This window comes from Ensifer sp. ENS02, assembly GCF_014851885.1.
Lineage (GTDB): Bacteria > Pseudomonadota > Alphaproteobacteria > Rhizobiales > Rhizobiaceae > Ensifer > Ensifer adhaerens.
Window position 1 is genome coordinate 70,433 of record NZ_JACVAO010000010.1, and the last position, 16,543, is coordinate 86,975.

The 16,543-nt window shown below is 62.9% G+C and carries 14 protein-coding genes; 11 read left to right on the plus strand and 3 right to left on the minus strand.

Features of this window, described 5'->3' with window-relative positions; all coding sequences use genetic code 11:
* Positions 1-180 precede the first annotated feature (180 nt).
* Positions 181-1,347 carry a hypothetical protein gene (locus tag IB262_RS21840; protein WP_113187005.1) on the plus strand — a complete coding sequence of 389 codons (1,167 nt, stop codon included), beginning with the start codon at positions 181-183 and terminating at the stop codon, positions 1,345-1,347.
* A gap of 97 nt (positions 1,348-1,444) precedes the next feature.
* Here the strand turns inward: IB262_RS21840 and IB262_RS21845 are convergent, their stop codons facing one another.
* Positions 1,445-2,119 carry a class I SAM-dependent methyltransferase gene (locus IB262_RS21845; protein ID WP_060601542.1) on the minus strand — a complete coding sequence of 225 codons (675 nt, stop codon included), beginning with the start codon at positions 2,117-2,119 and terminating at the stop codon, positions 1,445-1,447.
* A 302-nt stretch (positions 2,120-2,421) separates the two neighbouring features.
* Here IB262_RS21845 and IB262_RS21850 point away from each other — a divergent pair, with 302 nt between their 5' ends.
* The 8 genes from IB262_RS21850 to nadE all read left to right on the plus strand — a co-directional run bounded on the left by IB262_RS21850 (position 2,422) and on the right by nadE (position 11,931).
* Complete coding sequence (locus IB262_RS21850; protein ID WP_034799202.1) at positions 2,422-5,112, plus strand: ABC transporter transmembrane domain-containing protein; 2,691 nt, start codon at positions 2,422-2,424, stop codon at positions 5,110-5,112.
* A 91-nt stretch (positions 5,113-5,203) separates the two neighbouring features.
* Positions 5,204-5,668: a Crp/Fnr family transcriptional regulator gene (locus tag IB262_RS21855; protein WP_034799203.1), complete on the plus strand. Its 465-nt coding sequence runs from the start codon at positions 5,204-5,206 to the stop codon at positions 5,666-5,668.
* Between the two features lie 137 nt (positions 5,669-5,805).
* Positions 5,806-6,567 carry an FkbM family methyltransferase gene (locus IB262_RS21860; protein WP_034799205.1) on the plus strand — a complete coding sequence of 254 codons (762 nt, stop codon included), beginning with the start codon at positions 5,806-5,808 and terminating at the stop codon, positions 6,565-6,567.
* 208 nt (positions 6,568-6,775) lie between these two features.
* Positions 6,776-6,979: a hypothetical protein gene (locus tag IB262_RS21865; RefSeq protein WP_034799207.1), complete on the plus strand. Its 204-nt coding sequence runs from the start codon at positions 6,776-6,778 to the stop codon at positions 6,977-6,979.
* Positions 6,980-7,125: 146 nt separating this feature from the next.
* Positions 7,126-9,063 (plus strand): asparagine synthase (glutamine-hydrolyzing), encoded by a 1,938-nt coding sequence (asnB, locus tag IB262_RS21870; RefSeq protein WP_192493776.1) that lies wholly within the window; start codon positions 7,126-7,128, stop codon positions 9,061-9,063.
* A 23-nt stretch (positions 9,064-9,086) separates the two neighbouring features.
* The gene (locus tag IB262_RS21875; RefSeq protein WP_034799210.1) at positions 9,087-9,353 is read left to right on the plus strand and encodes an acyl carrier protein; all 267 of its coding nucleotides are present in this window, start codon (positions 9,087-9,089) and stop codon (positions 9,351-9,353) included.
* Positions 9,354-9,373: 20 nt separating this feature from the next.
* On the plus strand, positions 9,374-10,924 hold the full coding sequence (locus IB262_RS21880) for an AMP-binding protein (RefSeq protein ID WP_060601535.1): 1,551 nt from the start codon (positions 9,374-9,376) through the stop codon (positions 10,922-10,924).
* Complete coding sequence (gene nadE, locus IB262_RS21885; protein WP_060521765.1) at positions 10,921-11,931, plus strand: NAD(+) synthase; 1,011 nt, start codon at positions 10,921-10,923, stop codon at positions 11,929-11,931. Before IB262_RS21880 ends, nadE begins: the two co-directional genes overlap by 4 nt.
* A 25-nt stretch (positions 11,932-11,956) precedes the next feature.
* Here nadE and IB262_RS21890 read toward each other — a convergent pair whose 3' ends face one another.
* Both IB262_RS21890 and IB262_RS21895 read right to left on the minus strand, forming a co-directional pair.
* A complete protein-coding gene (locus IB262_RS21890) occupies positions 11,957-13,069 on the minus strand; it encodes a hypothetical protein (protein WP_060601533.1) in 1,113 nt (370 codons plus the stop codon).
* Positions 13,066-13,731 carry a HemK/PrmC family methyltransferase gene (locus IB262_RS21895; RefSeq protein ID WP_083523544.1) on the minus strand — a complete coding sequence of 222 codons (666 nt, stop codon included), beginning with the start codon at positions 13,729-13,731 and terminating at the stop codon, positions 13,066-13,068. The genes IB262_RS21890 and IB262_RS21895 overlap by 4 nt, the downstream gene beginning before the upstream one ends.
* Positions 13,732-14,014: 283 nt before the next feature.
* On the opposite strand from IB262_RS21895, the gene IB262_RS21900 reads away from it, so the two are divergent.
* A complete protein-coding gene (locus IB262_RS21900; protein WP_089043724.1) occupies positions 14,015-15,334 on the plus strand; it encodes a lipopolysaccharide biosynthesis protein in 1,320 nt (439 codons plus the stop codon).
* Positions 15,324-16,472: a GNAT family N-acetyltransferase gene (locus IB262_RS21905; RefSeq protein WP_089043725.1), complete on the plus strand. Its 1,149-nt coding sequence runs from the start codon at positions 15,324-15,326 to the stop codon at positions 16,470-16,472. Before IB262_RS21900 ends, IB262_RS21905 begins: the two co-directional genes overlap by 11 nt.
* Positions 16,473-16,543: the final 71 nt, after the last annotated feature.

Here is a 16,543-nt window from a genome sequence, read left to right on the forward strand (position 1 = left end):
GGCTTTCCTGCCTTGTCTACCTCTCCAACATCCGCTGGCCTCTCGCGCACGGCATCGCCTGTGCGCTGCAGCGGCGCCGGCTGGCGAGCGTGGAGGCAGCGGGGCACCCGCGGTGAACGGCGGCCGCAGAGCAATGCCAGGGGATTTCGGCGCGTCGAGCGCGTAAGGCAGGAGGGGCAGTTGAGAAATCTGATCGCGCTGTTGATCTCAGTGACCTTGGCATTGGGGGCCGGGGAGGTAATGCTGCGCATGTTCACGCCCTTTCCGATCGGAACGCAGTCGCATCGAAGCATTGACGAGAAGTATGGCTATCGTCTCGATCCCACCCTTTCCGGCGTTGACGAGGACGGCTTCCGCGACCCGGCAGGCGCACGGCAGGGCTTGCAAGTCGCCGCAATCGGCGACTCGATGACCTATGGCAACAACGTCGAAAGCGGCCAGGCCTGGCCGGCCGTCTTCCAGGCCATCACCGGCGAACACACCTACAATTTCGGTGTCGGAAGTTACGGCATCTACACCTACCACGCGATCGTCCACGACGCGCTGGCAAATGGAGCCAAAGGCGCGATCGTCGCCATTTTCCCAGGCAACGACTTCGCGATCGTTTTTTCGGCATGCGATATCATGAACGCGCGTTCCGACTTCTGGCTTGCAGAGCAGGCGCGGCTTCACCTGCAGGCTCTCTTCAGTCCGACCGGAAGCCATACGCAATGCACCAAGGCGCGATCGGCGAGCATCAAGACGAAGCTGTTCGAGAACGTCGCGCTTCTGAGCGCTTATCAATATGCGATAAAGGACCGTGTGACGAGCTTGTATGCGCGCTTCCTTGGCACGGGCAGCGATGAAGCGTCCGAATATTACCGGTTCCCGGACGGGATCCCACCCGTGTCGAGGCGCTATGTGGATGATGCCGGTCGCATGAGCGATTTGGCCTCGTCCGAGACAGCGGCGATGCTTGCGGACTTTGAACGCTTTGCGGCCGACTGGGCCGCGCAGGGACTGGGACGGGTAGGACTGTTGCTGATTCCGTCCAAGGAGCGTGTGGTTTTCGAACATCTTCGGCGCGGTGGCCAGCTGGCGGTTGCCGATCCCGCCTTCATCCGCAGTGTCGAGCGTCAGATCGCACTCGAGGACAAAATTCGGGAGGTCGCCAGCCGGCTTGATCTGCCGTATCGCAGTGCGGTGGATGCAACGACCGACGCCTTGCGGGATGCGATCCTGGCCGGGCAGCGCTTTTATCCTGACAACGACGGACATCCGTTTGAGGCAGGCTACAAGGCCTTCGCGGGAACCGCGTCGTCGCTCTGGAACGAGATGAAAACAAGGGTCGCCGAGACGCATGACTGAACGTCGGGGGGCGGCGGTACCCGTGGAGGCCGAAGACAGACAGCGGTGCCGGAGCGCACGGGTGCTGTCCCGGCTAACAAGTGCGATCTCGATCGGTTCAGACCGTGCCGATCAGCATGAAGCGGGTGTATTTTTTTGTCGGCAGCGCGCCGGCGAACTCCACGGTCGTCAATGCCGCCTGCTTGGCGAATTCTTCGACAGAGGCCACGCAGTTGATATGCGTCGGCTCGCTGAAATAGTCGTTGGACTGGAGCAGCACCCGCGTACCGGCCGGAATGCGATCGAGCCATGCCTTGAGGTCTGCGATATGCTCGCAGCTCGTATTGATCACCACGTCTGCCGCGAGCGCGGCGTAGTCGATCGCATACATGTCCGCCGTCACGGCATGAAACTTGTCCAGAAAGGCCGCGTTCAGCGTCCGCGCCACCGCTTCGACGTCCGGATCGATGTCGAAGCTGTCGACTGCGGCCACATCGAAGCGCTGGTCTTCCAGCAGCATGGCGCCGAGAATGCCGTACCAGCCGCCGAGGATGGCGATCTTGCCGTAGGAGGGGCCGGCCACCTCAAAGAGCGTATCGCGCGCCCAGACCTTGCAGGCAACCTGCTTGTGGTTGAAGGCATTGGCGATGTGGGCGTCTGGATGTTTGGCGATCACCCGGCCGATCCCTTCGATCAGCGGACTGCGCGTATAGGCGGCGATGCCACGCGCGAGATCGAAGGCATGCTCGTACCAATCGCTGGTTTGGCAGGGGGGATGGCTGGTTTGTTTCATGCGGTCGTTGTAAGCTGCGCATCGAGCGAGTGCAATAACGGCGTGTGCTTTCGGGAGCGTCGACCTCTGCCGGTTGACTTCAAGGCCGCCTGTTGGAAACCGCGTCCATTGCAGATTTCCCTCGCACCTGCATAATCGATCAACCGGATTCGGCGCCGGGCGGAATATGCAGGCGTCCCTTCAGGAGCGTGCCTTAGGGTACCCGTCCGGAGGTGTCGCCGAAGAGTGATGCGTGCTGGGGACATATGGCAACCCGGCCCGCCAGCAGCAGTCGTGTTCAATAAGGTCCTATCGCCAGTAACATGGAACCACGCCTTTCCCGCTATATCTGGACCCACACGCGCAAGGACCAGCTTTGGATCCTGGTTGTCGTCGCGCTGTCGATGATCCCTTATTTCCTGTCGTTCGATCTGCCGAAGCAGATCGTCAACGGGCCGATCCAGGGCGATGGCTTCGACAGTCCGGAGGCCACTCAGGCCTTCCTGCCGATATCCTTCGACCTGCCGTATTTGGGCACGTTCAACGTCTTTGACGGCTTCCAGCTCGGCCGCGAAGGCATGCTGCTCGCCCTCAGCCTGGTGTTCCTGGCGCTGGTGGTGGTCAACGGCCTCTTCAAATTCTACATCAACACGTTCAAGGGCCGGCTCGGCGAGCGGCTCTTGCGCCGCATCCGTTTCGAACTCGTCGACCGGGTCCTGCGTTTTCCGCCCAGCCATTTCAAGCGGGTGAAGCCCGCCGAAATCGCGACGATGATCAAGGACGAGGTCGAGCCGCTCGGTGGTTTCACCGGTGATGCCTTCGTCTCGCCCGCCTTGCTCGGCGGCCAGGCCTTGACGGCGCTCGTGTTCATCCTGCTGCAGAGCTTCTGGCTCGGGCTGATCGCAACGCTGATCGTCGCGGTTCAGGCGGTCATCATTCCGCGCATGCGCAAGCGGCTGCTTGTGCTTGGGCGCGAGCGGCAGTTGACGGCGCGCGAGCTTTCCGGCCGCGTCAGCGAAATCGTCGACGGTATCGGCGCGATCCGCGGCCACGATACGTCGAACTACGAGCGCGCCGACATCGCGGCGCGGCTCGGCCGGATCTTCAAGATCCGCTACGACCTCTACCAGTGGAAATTCCTCGTCAAGTTCATCAACAACTTCCTCGCGCAGGTCACGCCTTTCCTGTTTTACGCGATCGGCGGCTATTTCGCCCTGCAGGGCCGCCTCGACATCGGCCAGCTCGTTGCCGTCATCGGCGCCTACAAGGACCTGCCGGGTCCGCTGAAGGAACTGATCGACTGGGACCAGGCCCGTCAGGACGTCCAGGTGAAATATGCGCAGGTGGTCGAGCAGTTCAGCGTCGACACGCTGCTCGATCCCAAGGTCCAGGCGGTGGCAACCACCGCTGCCGTGCCGCTCGCAGGCCCGCTTGCCGCCGTCAATCTGACGGTGATCGACGATGGCGGCTCGACGCTGCTCGACCACGTGTCGCTGCAGGTCCAGCCCGGCGAAAAGGTGGCGCTGATGGGTGGTGGCGAAGTGCTCGCCGAGGCCTTCGGCCGGCTCGTCTGGCCGGCAAGCGGCAAGGTGCTCGTCGGTGGCCAGGACATCCTGGAGCTGCCGGAATCGGTGACCGGCCGACGGATTGCCTACGCCTCGTCCGACGTCTACGTCTTCCAGGGCAGCCTCGGTGACAACATCCTTTACGGGCTGAAGCATGCGCCGCTCACGGACGAGATCTATGAGGGCGAGCGTGCGACGCACCGCAAGTGGGAGGTGACCGAAGCCCGGCTGGCCGGAAACCCGTATCTCGACGTCAACAGCGACTGGATCGACTATGGATCCGCCGGGGCAAACGGGCCGGACGATCTGCTCGTGCAGATCCGGCCGGTTCTCGACGCGGTGCTTTTGACCAACGACGTCATGGCGCTGGCCGTGCGCTCGACCATCGATCCCCACGAGCATGCGGAGTTCGCCGCAGGCATCGTCGAGATGCGCAGTGCGCTCCGGCAGCGTCTCGAAAAGGAAAAGCTCAGCGACCTCGTCGTGTTCTTCGAGCCCGGGACCTACAATGTCGAGGCGACGATCGGCGAAAACATGCTCTTCGGCACCATCACCGATCAGGTGATGTGGGCAGATGCGCTGGAGAACCATCCGTTCTTCAAGACGATCCTGCAGCGGGTCGGCCTGCGCGACACCTTTTATGAGATGGGCATCGAGATCGCCGAGAACGTCGTCGAACTGTTCCGCGACTTGCCGCCGGATCACCCGTTCTTCCAACAGTTGACCTTCATGACCGCCGAGGAAATCCCGGTCTATGAGGCCATCCTCCAGAAGGTACGCACGAAGGGCAAGGGCGAGGTCTCCGAGGACGACCAGATCAAGGTGATCAGGCTGTGCTTCGATTACATCGAGCCGCGGCACCGTTTCGGTCTTTTGACCGATGAGGTCATGGCGAAGATCGTCGCCGCCCGGCGCGAGTTCGACGAAGGCCTGCCGGCGGATCTCGCCGGGATGATCGAGCACTACCGCCCGAACCGATTCATCGCGTCCGGCAGCATTATCGACAACGTGCTCTTTGGACGTATCGGTCACAAACACGCCGACGGCTCGGAGAAAATCCGCGCGATCGTCCGGGATCTCTTCGAGGCGGGCGGGCTCTACAACGAAGTGCTTGCTTTCGGCTTCGACTTCAATGTCGGCGCCGGCGGCAAGCGGCTGACGGCCGCGCAGCGGCAGAAGCTCGACCTTGCGCGCGCGCTGATCCGCAATTGCGATTACTACATATTCAATCAACCGCTCCTGGCGCTCGACCAGCGCGTCCAGGAACAGGTCGTCCGCAACGTCTTTGCGATGCTCGATCAGGGCGGGCGTGATCCTGCGGTCATCTGGGTTCTCGCCAATCCGGCGTTGGCGGACCTCTTCGATCGCGTCGCCCGGTTCGAAAACGGGCGCCTGCTGCACGACGCTAATGTGGATGAACGACCTGACTACAAGGAAATGGCATCTTGATGTAATATTAATGTCAGGGCACGAGCATATGGTCCCGCCGCGATGCGGGAGGCAAGTTGCCCCCGACGGGAACTCGGAGACACGGATTGTGATGTTGCTCAAAGATGAAGTCGAAATGCTGCGCCGAATAACCCTGTTCTCGGGATTGCCGCCGGCAAAGCTGAAACTTCTGGCCTTCACGTCCGACAGGGTCATGTACAGCGCCGGCGAAGCGCTGTTCTATCAGGGTGACATCGGCGACGCGGCCTATGTCATTCTTTCCGGCAAGGCGGAGGTGCTCATCAATACGGCGGGTGGGCCTTTCAAGATCGCCGAAGTCGAGCAGAATTCGATCGTCGGCGAAATCGCCATTCTCTGCAACACGCCACGCACCGCGACGGTGCGCACCAGCACGCCGCTCGAGGCCCTGCGCATCCGCAAGGACGATTTCCTCAAGCTTCTGGCCGACTTCCCCGAGATGGCGGTGGAAATCATGCGCGTTCTCGCCGACCGCCTCGCGCAAACGACGGCGGAGCTCAGCGAGGCCCGCGGCTCGATGGAGCCGGTGGACGCCTGACGGCGGCACCTCCTTTGTACGGGCGAACCTTCCCGAAAATGCAGGCGGCGATGTGCCGGGGCAGCCATTCGCCTCGGTCATATGAGCCCTTCGCAAAATCCATTCCGCTTCGTCCGGATATGGGTTAGAGAAACGCCATGCGTTCGATCACCTATTTCCACAAGACCGTTCAGTTTCCCGACAAGCCGGAAAAGAAGCGCTTTTTCGCGCGGCTGCAGAACGGCGACTGGGAGCCTTGCACGTTCCAGAACATCGCGCGCCTGGTCGACGCCAAGACGACCTTCATCGACATCGGCGGCTGGATCGGCGTGACGCCCTATTGGGCGGCGCAGATTGCCGACAACGTTATCACTGTCGAGCCCGACCCTGTCTGTTTCGGCATCCTCAAGGAAATGCAGCCGGAGAATTGCGGCGAAGTGCGGGTCATCAATGCCGCACTGTCGGAGGATGACGTTCTCGTGCTGCATTCCGTCGGTGGCGGTTTCGGAAGCTCCGAAACATCGGCCCTGATCGCCGACGACGACGGCGAGGCGATACGTGCGCGCACCGTGACGATCGCAGCCCTTCAGGACATGGCGCGGACCGAAAGGCTCTGTTTCAAGATCGACATCGAAGGTTACGAGTATCGCGCGCTGGACCAGTTCCGCACGATCGATCGGATGCGGACGGCCGGCGTGCTGCTGGCGGTTCATCCGCAGATCCTGTTTGCGTCGCTGACGGGCTCCAGGCTGTCGCGCGTCCTTCGCACCATGACCGCCACTATCGGATTGATCCGTAGCCTGAAGGGCTTCCGCCTCGACAATCCCTCGGCAATCTGGACGGCGCTACGCAAATCGATCGCGCGCCGGGAGTTTCGCGGTTTCGACCTGCTGTTCGTGGCGCGCGAGGGTAGCCGCTAAGGAGCCTTTGGCGGCTCAAGTCCTTTCATGCATGAGGACAAGGACGGTAATGTCCGGGCATCCGCCGAGAACCGAAACGATACTCGGTTCGGTTAACCATGCCCCCGCTTAAAGTTAACTCTTCGTTTCAAAATGTTACTTCCGGTGGTATAGCTTCGCTGCTGCTATTTCCTGGTTTTGGTTGTGGCGCGTCGCGGAGGGCGGTTGCATGTCCTGGTTATACGTTGCCGGTGTCGCCTATGGCCTGACGGCGTTCTTTCTCGTGGGGATGACCTACCTTGAAGGATTGCAGGCGCATGCACCTTGGAACATGTACCGCGTGGCCGGGCTTCTGGTCTGCGTTTTCTGGCCGATTCTGTTTCTGTATCTGATGCTCAGGATGGCATCGAAAAGACGAATTCCGGAGCGCTGACGGCAAGGGCCAGCGGCGCTTATCCTCAACGCGGCGCCTGAACGGCGGTATTTACCATACAACTAGAAAATGCCGGAGATTAACCCATGATTCCGTCATGCGGTTTATGGTCCGGCAGTGATCGAACGGTGTGAAAGTATCTCGGCATGTGCGGTTACGGTGGCTATTTCGGGTCGGCCCCGGATGCGGAAATCCTTCTCAAAAGGATGGCCTCTGCGATCGCGCATCGTGGCCCGGACGAAAACGGCGTTCTTGCCGCACCGGAGGCCGGGCTCGCCCATGTAAGGCTGTCGATCGTCGGTCTCGGCGACGGCCAGCAGCCGATGTCCGACGAAACCGGCGACCTTTCGATCGCCTTCAACGGCGAGATCTTCAACTACGTCGAATTGCGCGAGGAACTGCGCGCCAAGGGGCGGCGGTTCCGCACCGCGAGCGACACCGAGGTCATCCTGCATCTCTACGCCGTGATGGGTGAGGACTGCCTGTCCGTCCTCAACGGCGATTTCTCCTTCGCGATCTGGGATAGACGCCGTCAGCGCATGGTGTTGGCGCGCGATCGCATGGGCGTGCGCCCGTTGTTTTACACGACCCATGCCGGGACATTTTATTTCGCCTCCGAAATCAAGGCGCTGCTCCAGGTCCCCGGCATTTCCGCCGAACTCGATCCCGTTGCGCTCGACCAGATTTTTACCCTTTGGGCGCCGATCGCGCCGCGGACCGGCTTTCGTGGCATTCACGAGCTCGAGCCGGCTCACCTGATGATCGTCGAGAAGGGCAAGTCGTCGATCCGCCCCTATTGGCAACTCGACTATCCGGACCACGACGCGCCGCCGCTGTTTGCCAATGAGCGTAGCGCGGCCGAGGAACTACGCGCCCTTCTTACCGATGCGACCCGGATCCGCATGCGGGCCGACGTGACCGTCGGATCCTATCTCTCGGGCGGGCTCGACAGCTCCATCGTCTCGGCGCTTGCGGCCGGAATGGCGCCGCAGGGTCTGCGCACGTTTTCCGTGACGTTTGATAGCGTCGAACACGACGAGAGCGCCTTCCAGATGGAAATGGCGAAGGCGCTCGGCACGCATCATAGCGCGGTCGCCTGTCGTGCCGGCGACATCGCGAAGGTCTTTCCGCAGGTCGTCCGTTTCGCCGAACGTCCGATTATCCGCACGGCACCCGCCCCGCTTTACCAGCTCTCGGGTCTCGTGCGCGAGCAGGGATTGAAGGTCGTGCTGACGGGCGAGGGCGCCGACGAGGTCTTCGCCGGATACGATATCTTCAAGGAGTCGCGGGTGCGCCGCTTCTGCGGCCGCCAGTCCGGCTCGCGAATCCGGCCGCACCTGTTCCGCAAGCTCTACCCCTATCTGCCGGGCCTGCAGCAGCAATCGGCGGAATATCTCGCCGCCTTCTTCGGCGCCGGCGACGTGCCGCTCGACGACCCGCTGTTCTCGCACCGCCCGCGGTTCAAAAGCACGGCCGCGACCAAGATCTTCTTTTCTCCTGACCTGCGCGCCACGCTGAAGGACTACGACGCGGCCGAAGATCTGGCGAGCCGGCTTCCCGCTGCCTTCGGTCGCTGGCATCCGCTGCACCAGGCGCAGTATCTCGAAAGCCGTTTCCTTCTGCCCGGCTACATTCTCTCCAGCCAGGGCGACCGCATGGCCATGGCGCACGGGATCGAAGGACGCTTCCCGTTCCTGGACCACCGCCTCGTCGAGTTCGCGACGCGTCTGCCGCCGGAAATGAAACTGAAGGGGCTGGTGGAAAAACACATCCTGCGCGAAGCGACGAAGGACCTGCTTCCGCCGACCATCGGTCAGCGCACGAAGCAGCCCTACCGCGCGCCCGACAGCCATTCCTTCACCGGCGCCGGCGAACTGGAATACGTTCGCGATGCCATGAGCGAGACACGCATCGGCGACAGCGGTCTGTTCAACGCCAAGGCCGTGAACAAGCTCTACGAGAAATGCCAGTCGCAACCAACCACCGGCTTTAGGGACAATGCCGCCTTCGTCGGCATCCTGTCGACGCAGCTCTGGCTGCAGACCTTTACCGGCACCAGCATCCGCGCCGCTCAAGCGGCCTGAAATCCATTGGGAAAGGAAATGAAATGACGGAAACCATCAAGGACAAGGTCAGGGCCTTTGTCATCGAGAACTTCCTGTTTGGCGATACCTCGTACGATCTCGCCGACGGTGCCTCTCTGATCGAGAACGATATCATCGACTCGACCGGCGTTCTGGAACTCGTCGCCTTCATCGAAGACCAGTTCGGCATCGCCATGGCCGACGCAGACATCGTGCCGGCGAACCTCGATTCGCTCGCGCGCATCTCGGCCTTCATCGAGGCAAAGGCCGGAGTGCCGGCCACGGCCTAACCAAGACCCGAGGGCGTTCCATGCGGTTCGAGCAGTTTCTCATCGGCAATGCGGCAAGGCATGCGGCCAAGACGGCGCTGGTCACCGATCGCAAGCGCCTCAGCTACGGCGAGTTCGACGATCTGTCGAGCCGGCTGGCGGCCGCGTTGGCAAAGGCAGGCGTCAAGCGCAACGACCGCGTCCTCGTGTTCATGGACAATTGCTGGGAGGCGGCCGTTTCGATCTTTGCGATCCTGAAGGCGGGCGCGACCTTCAGTCCGATCAACGCCTCGACCAAGGCCGACAAGCTCGCCTACATCATCGACGACTGCGAGGCGGCTGCGATCCTGACGCAGGCCAAGTTGATGCCGGTGGTGGCTGACGCCCGGGCGCAGAGCAGCGGCAAGGCGGATATCTTCATCGCATCGACCGCGGCGCCCAATGGCCAGTCGCCTGCCGGCGCGGTGCCCTTCGAGGGTTGCCTGTCGGCGGAGGCGACGCCGGTGCCGCATGGCGGCATTGACGTCGATCTGGCGATGCTCATCTACACATCGGGGTCGACCGGCCGCCCGAAGGGCGTGATGATGACCCACCGCAACATCGATGCGGCGTCGGAATCGATCACCACCTATCTGCGCAACGAGCACGACGACATCATCCTCAACGTGCTGCCGCTCGCTTTCGACTATGGCCTCTACCAGTTGCTGATGGCGATCAGGCTCGGGGCGACGCTGGTGCTCGAAAAGTCCTTCGCGTTCCCGCATGCGATCTTCGAGCGTATTCGCGAGGAGGGCGTCACCGGCTTCCCGCTGGTGCCGACGATGGCGGCGATGATCCTGCAGATGCGCGACCTGGAGCCGGGTTTCCTGCCGAGCCTGCGCTACCTCTCCAACACCGCCGCCGCCCTGCCGCCGCCGCATATCGCCCGCCTGCGCGAGCTTTTCCCGGGCGCACGGCTCTATTCGATGTACGGGCTTACGGAGTGCAAGCGCTGCACCTACCTGCCGCCGGAGGAACTGGATCGCCGGCCGGGCTCCGTCGGCATTGCCATCCCCAACACGGAAGCCTTCGTCGTCGACGACGAGGGCAGCCGCGTGCCGCCGGGCGTTCCCGGCGAACTCGTCATCCGCGGGCCGCATGTAATGCAGGGCTACTGGCGCAACGACGTGGCGACCGAGCGCATGCTGCGGCCCGGGCCGAACCCTTGGGAGAAGGTGCTCTATACGGGCGACCTTTTCCAGACGGACGAAGAGGGCTTTCTCTATTTCGTCGGCCGCAAGGACGATATCATCAAGACCCGCGGCGAGAAGGTCGCGCCCAAGGAAGTCGAGACCGTGCTCCATGCCCATCCCGGCATTGCCGAGGCCGTCGTCATCGGCATGCCGGATCCGGTTCTCGGCCACGCGATCGCTGCCCTTGTGGTGCGCACGGATCCTGACTTGACCGACAAGGACATCATCCGCCACTGCACCCGCCACCTCGAAGATTTCATGGTGCCGAAGATCATCGAATTCCGCACCGAACTGCCGAAGACGGATACCGGCAAGGTCAGCCGCCGACTTGCCGCCGAGACGATGGAGCCTGCACAATGAACATCAGAACAACCGGGGGCAATGGCCCGTTTTCGGCCGAAACCCTGACGATCGACCACGCGGCCGAGACCGATCGCATCGTTTCCGCCTTGCGCGGACAGTTGCGCTCCATGAAGAAGCGCGGTCTGGTGCTCGGGCTTTCGGGCGGCATCGACTCCAGCGTTTCCGTGGCGCTTGCGGTGCGCGCGGTCGGCGCCAAGAACGTCTTCTGCCTGTTCATGCCGGAAAACGACTCCGATCCGGAAAGCCTGCGCTTCGGCCGGCTGGTCGCTGAAACCTTCGGCGTCGCGGCGATCGTCGAAGACATCGGGCCGACCCTCAAGGCCATGGGCTGCTACGAGCGCCGCGACGCCTTCATCCGGGAACTGGTTCCGGACTATGGCGACGGGTGGGCCTCGAAGGTCGTCATCGCCAACGCGCTTGAGGGAGAAGGCTACAACATCTCCTCGCTGGTCGTTCAGAGCCCGGAAGGCGTGCAATCGAAACATCGCATGCCGCCCTCGGTCTATCTCGGCGTCGTTGCGGCCACCAACATGAAGCAGCGAACTCGCAAGCAGGTCGAGTACTACCATGCCGACCGGTTGAACTTTGCCGTACTCGGCACGCCCAACCGGCTGGAATACGACCAGGGCTTCTTCGTCAAGAACGGCGACGGCGCCGCCGACGTAAAGCCGATCGCCCATCTCTATAAGTCGCAGGTCTATGCGCTTGCCGCCCATCTCGGCGTTCCCGCGGAAGTTTGCCGTCGCCCGCCGACGACCGACACCTATTCTCTGGAACAGACGCAGGAGGAGTTCTATTTCTCCCTGCCTTACGACCGCATGGACCTCTGCCTTTATGGCCTCAATCACGGGATCGAGATCGAGGCCGTCGCCAAGGCGGCCGGCTTGACCGTGGTCCAGGTCGAAAGGGTCTGGGCGGATATCGCCGCCAAGCGCAAGGCGACGCGCTACCTGCATCTCGGGCCGCAACTGGTGCAGCCCGTGGAGGAAATTGCCGGCTATTGAGGCCTGGCCGCACCGCCGGCCATCGTCAATCGAAGCTGCCGCCGATCAGCCGGCTCCAGTATTCGCCGGAAATGCCGTTGAAGAAGCCCTGTCCGTCGCGGCAGGCTTCGACAATGGTCTGGTCGCGCGAATGCACAACGGTCGAGGCGACGTGCACGAAGGCGATGCGTCGGCCGAGCATGGCTTCCATCAGCGCCGGTTGCGTGCGCCCGCGCAAACCCGCAAGGCCACGTCTCGACGCCTCGTCGACCAGGCAGTCAATGACCGGCCCGGCCTGCCCTGGCCGCGCCAGGATCTGCAATACCCGACCGATTTCACCGGCTTTGACGTAGTAGGCGAATGCACCGACTACGGCGCCCGTGCGCGCCGTCACCAGCGCGTAGGCGAGTTCGCCCTGCTCGGGCTTCTTTTCGGCATCGGCAAGGACGTGATCGAGCTGGCCGTCACTCCATTCGGGGCGAAGCGGAAACGGCGCGGTGAACTGGTCGACGACGGCCGCAAAGCCGCTGCGGTCCGTCTCGGTCGCGGTGAAGCCGGCCGGTGCCGCCCCCGCCTCGGGCAGGGCGGACCAGCGCTGCTCGCCCTGGCCCATGCGCTTGCGATAGAACCTGTCGAGTGCGCGCGCGAAGGGGGCGGCGAGCCGGGCGGGCTTGATGCGGTTCGAGGCGACGCTCAGGCTAAAGGTCGCCGGACGGATGACGCGCACCCAGTCGAGGCTGTATTGCGGCAGGACCACGCCCCGAAGCCGCGACCACATCTGCACAGAGACTTCGCTTGCTGTCTCACTGAAGGATAGATCCTGCGGACCGGCGAGGAAGGCCTTCATGAGGCGCGCTCCGGCCAAGGGGTCGCTTTCCCGGTCTTCCGCCATCAGCGATCCGCAGATCGCGGCGCGCAAGTGCCGGCCGTTCAGTGTCATCGGCAGCGCGTTGACGCCGACGAAGCCGGTAATCCGACCCTCGTCGTTCACATGCACGAGAGGTCTGATTTCCGGATCGCAGCCTGGCCCGTCGAGATAGAGTTGCCGCATATAGTCGGCAAGTGCTGGCGAAGCGGTCCGCTCGTCACGGAACACCCGCTGGAACATTCCGGCGACCGCTGGAACGTCCGCGTGGTCTAGCGAACGGATTTCGCTCATCGGGCCTGCTCTCCGGCGCCGGCCTCTGCCGGGCCGGCGATTTTCTGGACGATGGCGACGCGCGGCTTGCCGTCACGGTCGGATGCGAAGGTGACCGGTGCATAGGCTTTCGCCCGTGAGAGAAGTGCAGCCGCCTGCCGCTCCTGGCCCTCGCCGAACTCGAACAACAGCCAGCCTCCTGGTTTCAGGAAGGCAAGCGCGTCCCGGATCAGGCGCTGGTGTATGGAAATGCCGTAGGGGCCTCCGTCGAAGGCCTCGCGCGGCTCGTTGTCGAGCAGATGCGCGCGGTCCCCCTCCAGCCGGCCGGTCGAGATATAGGGTGGATTGCAGACCACCATGTCGATCTTGCCCTGGAGATCGTCGCCTTCGAGCGCCGCGAAAAGATCGCCCTGCCGGACAAAGACGCGCGAGCCGAGGCCGAGCCGATCGACGTTGCGGCGGGCAAGCGCCACGGTGCTGTCCGTCAGGTCCGCGCCCCAGACACGCGCCGACGGGATCTCGCTGGCGACACCAACGGCGAGGTTGCCGGAACCGCAGCACATGTCGATGATGGTGACGTCGAGGGGGCCGCCTTCAAGGATCGATACGGCTCTTTTTCCAAGAAGCTCTGTTTCTTCCCGAGGAACCAGGACGTCGGGCGCAAGTTCCAGTTCGACACCCATGAAGCGGTGCAGTGTTGCGGCCCGGTCTTCGGTCGGTCGGTCGGTCTGATTGCTGTCGTTTTGCGCCACGGCCACTCCTCATGTCGCTGGAAAACTCTGTAGACGTGCGGACCGCAGCCTAGTGCAATTGAGTAAACGGAAGCTGAAATACAATTGCCGCGAGCACGTTAACCGCGCAATCATTTCTGCCTGTTACCTTGCGCGTGATCAGAGGCGGGTGCTCGCTGTCATTGAACGCTTTTTGCGCGTAACAATGACGGGTTGAGATCAAGGGCAGATCGGAATGGCTTCGGAAGGTGTGAAGGAACGCGCGCACAAACCGTTCCTCTCGATGATCATATCCTATGCTGCATCCGGCGGCAGCCTTGTCATTGGCTCGGCTGCGCAGCTTCTGACCTTTGCGATCCTCGCGCGCTTTCTCGGCGTGCATGAATTCAGTGTCTTCGTCGCAATAACGGCCGTTGCCAACATCGCGGTTCACCTTTGTGGTCTCGGCGCGATGGAGTGCCTGGTGCGCCGTGTCGCGCGCGACCGGGGCATGTACCCGCAGATGCTCGGCCACAACATCATTCTGACCTCGATCAGTGGCGTGCTGCTGGTGTTGCTCGGCGCAGCGGTGTTGCCGTTCTTCTTCACGCTTTCGCCCGATCCCGCGGCCAATGTCGCGGTGATCACCTTGATGCTCGTGACCAACATCATCTTCGTGCGGGTCATCGTGCTGGCGGAGCAGATCTTTCTTGCGCATTCGAATTTTGCCTCGGCCAACAAGGTGGTCGTCGGTTTCGCCCTGGCGCGCACCATAGCTGCAGCGCTTGCCTGCATCGCCTTCGGGGTCGCGACGGTGGCCTCCTGGGCTGTGTGGCAGTTCGTATGCCATGTAATCGTGGCCCTCGGCTGCTGGCGAGCGGTCAAGGGGTTGGGACGCCCGACCTATGGCATAGTGCGGGAAGAGCTGCCGCTCGGTCTCTATTTCAGCATCCCGTTCATCCTGCGCGCCGTCCGGCAGAACGCCGACCTTCTAGTCCTGAGCCTCGTGGCGAGCGCCGAGGTCATGTCCAGCTACAGCGTCGCGCGGCGCATGCTGGAGAGCAGCTATCTGTCGGTTGAGGCCTTGAACCGGCTGATCTATCCGGGTTCGGCAAAGGCAACGGCAGCCGGCCTGCACCACGCCTTCGAGCGCGTGCGCAAGGTTCTGTTCGCGGCCACCTCGATCAGCATTGCCGCAGCCGTCGCCGTTTTCGTGCTGGCGCCGGTGCTGCCCTATCTCTTCGGCAAGGACTACGTCTCCCTCGTTTCCTTCGTTCGCATCCTGTGCTGGGTCGTGGTGCCGCTCGCCATGTGGTCGGTGGCGATGGAGGCCCTTGGTGCGTCCGGCCACCATCCGGCGCGCGCTTCGGTCATGGGCCTTGGCAGCGTGCTTGGTGCGGCACTCACCGCCTGGGCGACCTGGTACGCACCGCCGACAGGCACGTTTATTTCCTTCTACGTGATCGAGACCGCGATGGTGATCGTCTCATGGGCGGTCTTCCTGCGCTTCGTGCGGCGCGATCGGGAACAGGCCGGCGCGGCCTCCCTGTCGACGGGGGTGGTGCATGGAGGTTGAGCTCGGGAAGATCCAGGCCGCACGGTCGTCCGGACGGGAAATGCCCCGGATGGGCAATGTGCGCGCCATGGAACCCCGGGATATCCCAGCCGTCAGCAGCATGTTCACCCGGATCTTTCGCAAGCGGGAGCAAGAGGCGAGCGCGGAGCTTCAGAATTATGTCGAGACCATCTTCTTCGGCAGCCCGCTTTATGCGCCGGAACACGGCAGCATCGTCTACGACGACGGGACCGGCGGCATCGGCAGCGCCATTCTAGCGATTCCCATGGAGTTCACGGTCAACGGCCGCCGAACGGTGGCGAAACTTCTCTGCGCCTTCATGTCCGAGGGCAAGGCCGGTGCGGTCGGCGCCGCCTGCCTGGCGCGCGCCATGCGTGCGACACGGCAAGACATGTGTTTTTCCGACAACTCGTCTCCGGTCAGCGCCGATCACTGGGTCGCTGGTGGTGGCGTCGTGCTGCCGATCCAGAGCCTCGACTGGCGCCGCTCCTTCCGTCCGTTCAGAGCCTGGGGGCTGACGGTTGGCAGGCAAGTGCGCCTGCTCAGATCCCCGATGCTTTCCAAGCCGCTTGCGCTTGCCGATCGGCTTTTGCGCCGCCGCCGCCCGCGCACCAAGCCCGATCCCGTTGCCGGCTGCACGACGCACGCCATTGATCCTGCTGCCTTCATCGATCTCGCAGAACCCATGCTGCAGCGTTTTTCCGTCAGGCCGGTCTGGTCGCGCAGCGAATTCGACTGGCTGGTGACGGTCGCGCGACTGAACACGCCGCTCGGCGAGCTTCTCTGCCGCGAGGTCCGGGATGAAAGCGGGCGCGTCATCGGCGCTTATCTCTACTTCGGCAAGGCCGGCGAGCGGGCAACGGTGCTCAACGTCGTCTGCGAGGCCGGCCGTGAGTTCGCCGTCACCGCACAGATGTTCCATGCGCTTGACGCCGAGGGTTACGCGCTCGCCGTCGGCAGCTCGCAGCCGTTCCTCATGAATGCGATCTCGCGCCAGAGATGGCTGTCCTTCCACCATCGCGGCTATTTCTGCATGGTGACGCGGCATGCGGATCTGAAAGACGCGGCCCAGCGCAACGATATCTATGTGGGCGGTCTGGCATCGGAGAGCTGGAGCCGGTTGTTGACCGACTTCTGAAGCGATGGGTTAAGCGGCAATCCTGCCGTTTAACGGAATATTCACCGTACAACCTTAATTCTGCGCTAGAA

Excerpts from the sequence above, each read along its gene's own strand:
- IB262_RS21845 (WP_060601542.1), bottom strand. The coding sequence starts at position 2,119 with ATGAAACAAACCAGCCATCCCCCCTGCCAAACCAGCGATTGGTACGAG.
- IB262_RS21850 (WP_034799202.1), top strand. The coding sequence starts at position 2,422 with ATGGAACCACGCCTTTCCCGCTATATCTGGACCCACACGCGCAAGGAC.
- IB262_RS21855 (WP_034799203.1), top strand. The coding sequence starts at position 5,204 with ATGTTGCTCAAAGATGAAGTCGAAATGCTGCGCCGAATAACCCTGTTC.
- IB262_RS21860 (WP_034799205.1), top strand. The coding sequence starts at position 5,806 with ATGCGTTCGATCACCTATTTCCACAAGACCGTTCAGTTTCCCGACAAG.
- IB262_RS21865 (WP_034799207.1), top strand. The coding sequence starts at position 6,776 with ATGTCCTGGTTATACGTTGCCGGTGTCGCCTATGGCCTGACGGCGTTC.
- asnB (WP_192493776.1), top strand. The coding sequence starts at position 7,126 with ATGTGCGGTTACGGTGGCTATTTCGGGTCGGCCCCGGATGCGGAAATC.
- IB262_RS21875 (WP_034799210.1), top strand. The coding sequence starts at position 9,087 with ATGACGGAAACCATCAAGGACAAGGTCAGGGCCTTTGTCATCGAGAAC.
- IB262_RS21880 (WP_060601535.1), top strand. The coding sequence starts at position 9,374 with ATGCGGTTCGAGCAGTTTCTCATCGGCAATGCGGCAAGGCATGCGGCC.
- nadE (WP_060521765.1), top strand. The coding sequence starts at position 10,921 with ATGAACATCAGAACAACCGGGGGCAATGGCCCGTTTTCGGCCGAAACC.
- IB262_RS21890 (WP_060601533.1), bottom strand. The coding sequence starts at position 13,069 with ATGAGCGAAATCCGTTCGCTAGACCACGCGGACGTTCCAGCGGTCGCC.
- IB262_RS21895 (WP_083523544.1), bottom strand. The coding sequence starts at position 13,731 with ATGGGTGTCGAACTGGAACTTGCGCCCGACGTCCTGGTTCCTCGGGAA.
- IB262_RS21900 (WP_089043724.1), top strand. The coding sequence starts at position 14,015 with ATGGCTTCGGAAGGTGTGAAGGAACGCGCGCACAAACCGTTCCTCTCG.
- IB262_RS21905 (WP_089043725.1), top strand. The coding sequence starts at position 15,324 with ATGGAGGTTGAGCTCGGGAAGATCCAGGCCGCACGGTCGTCCGGACGG.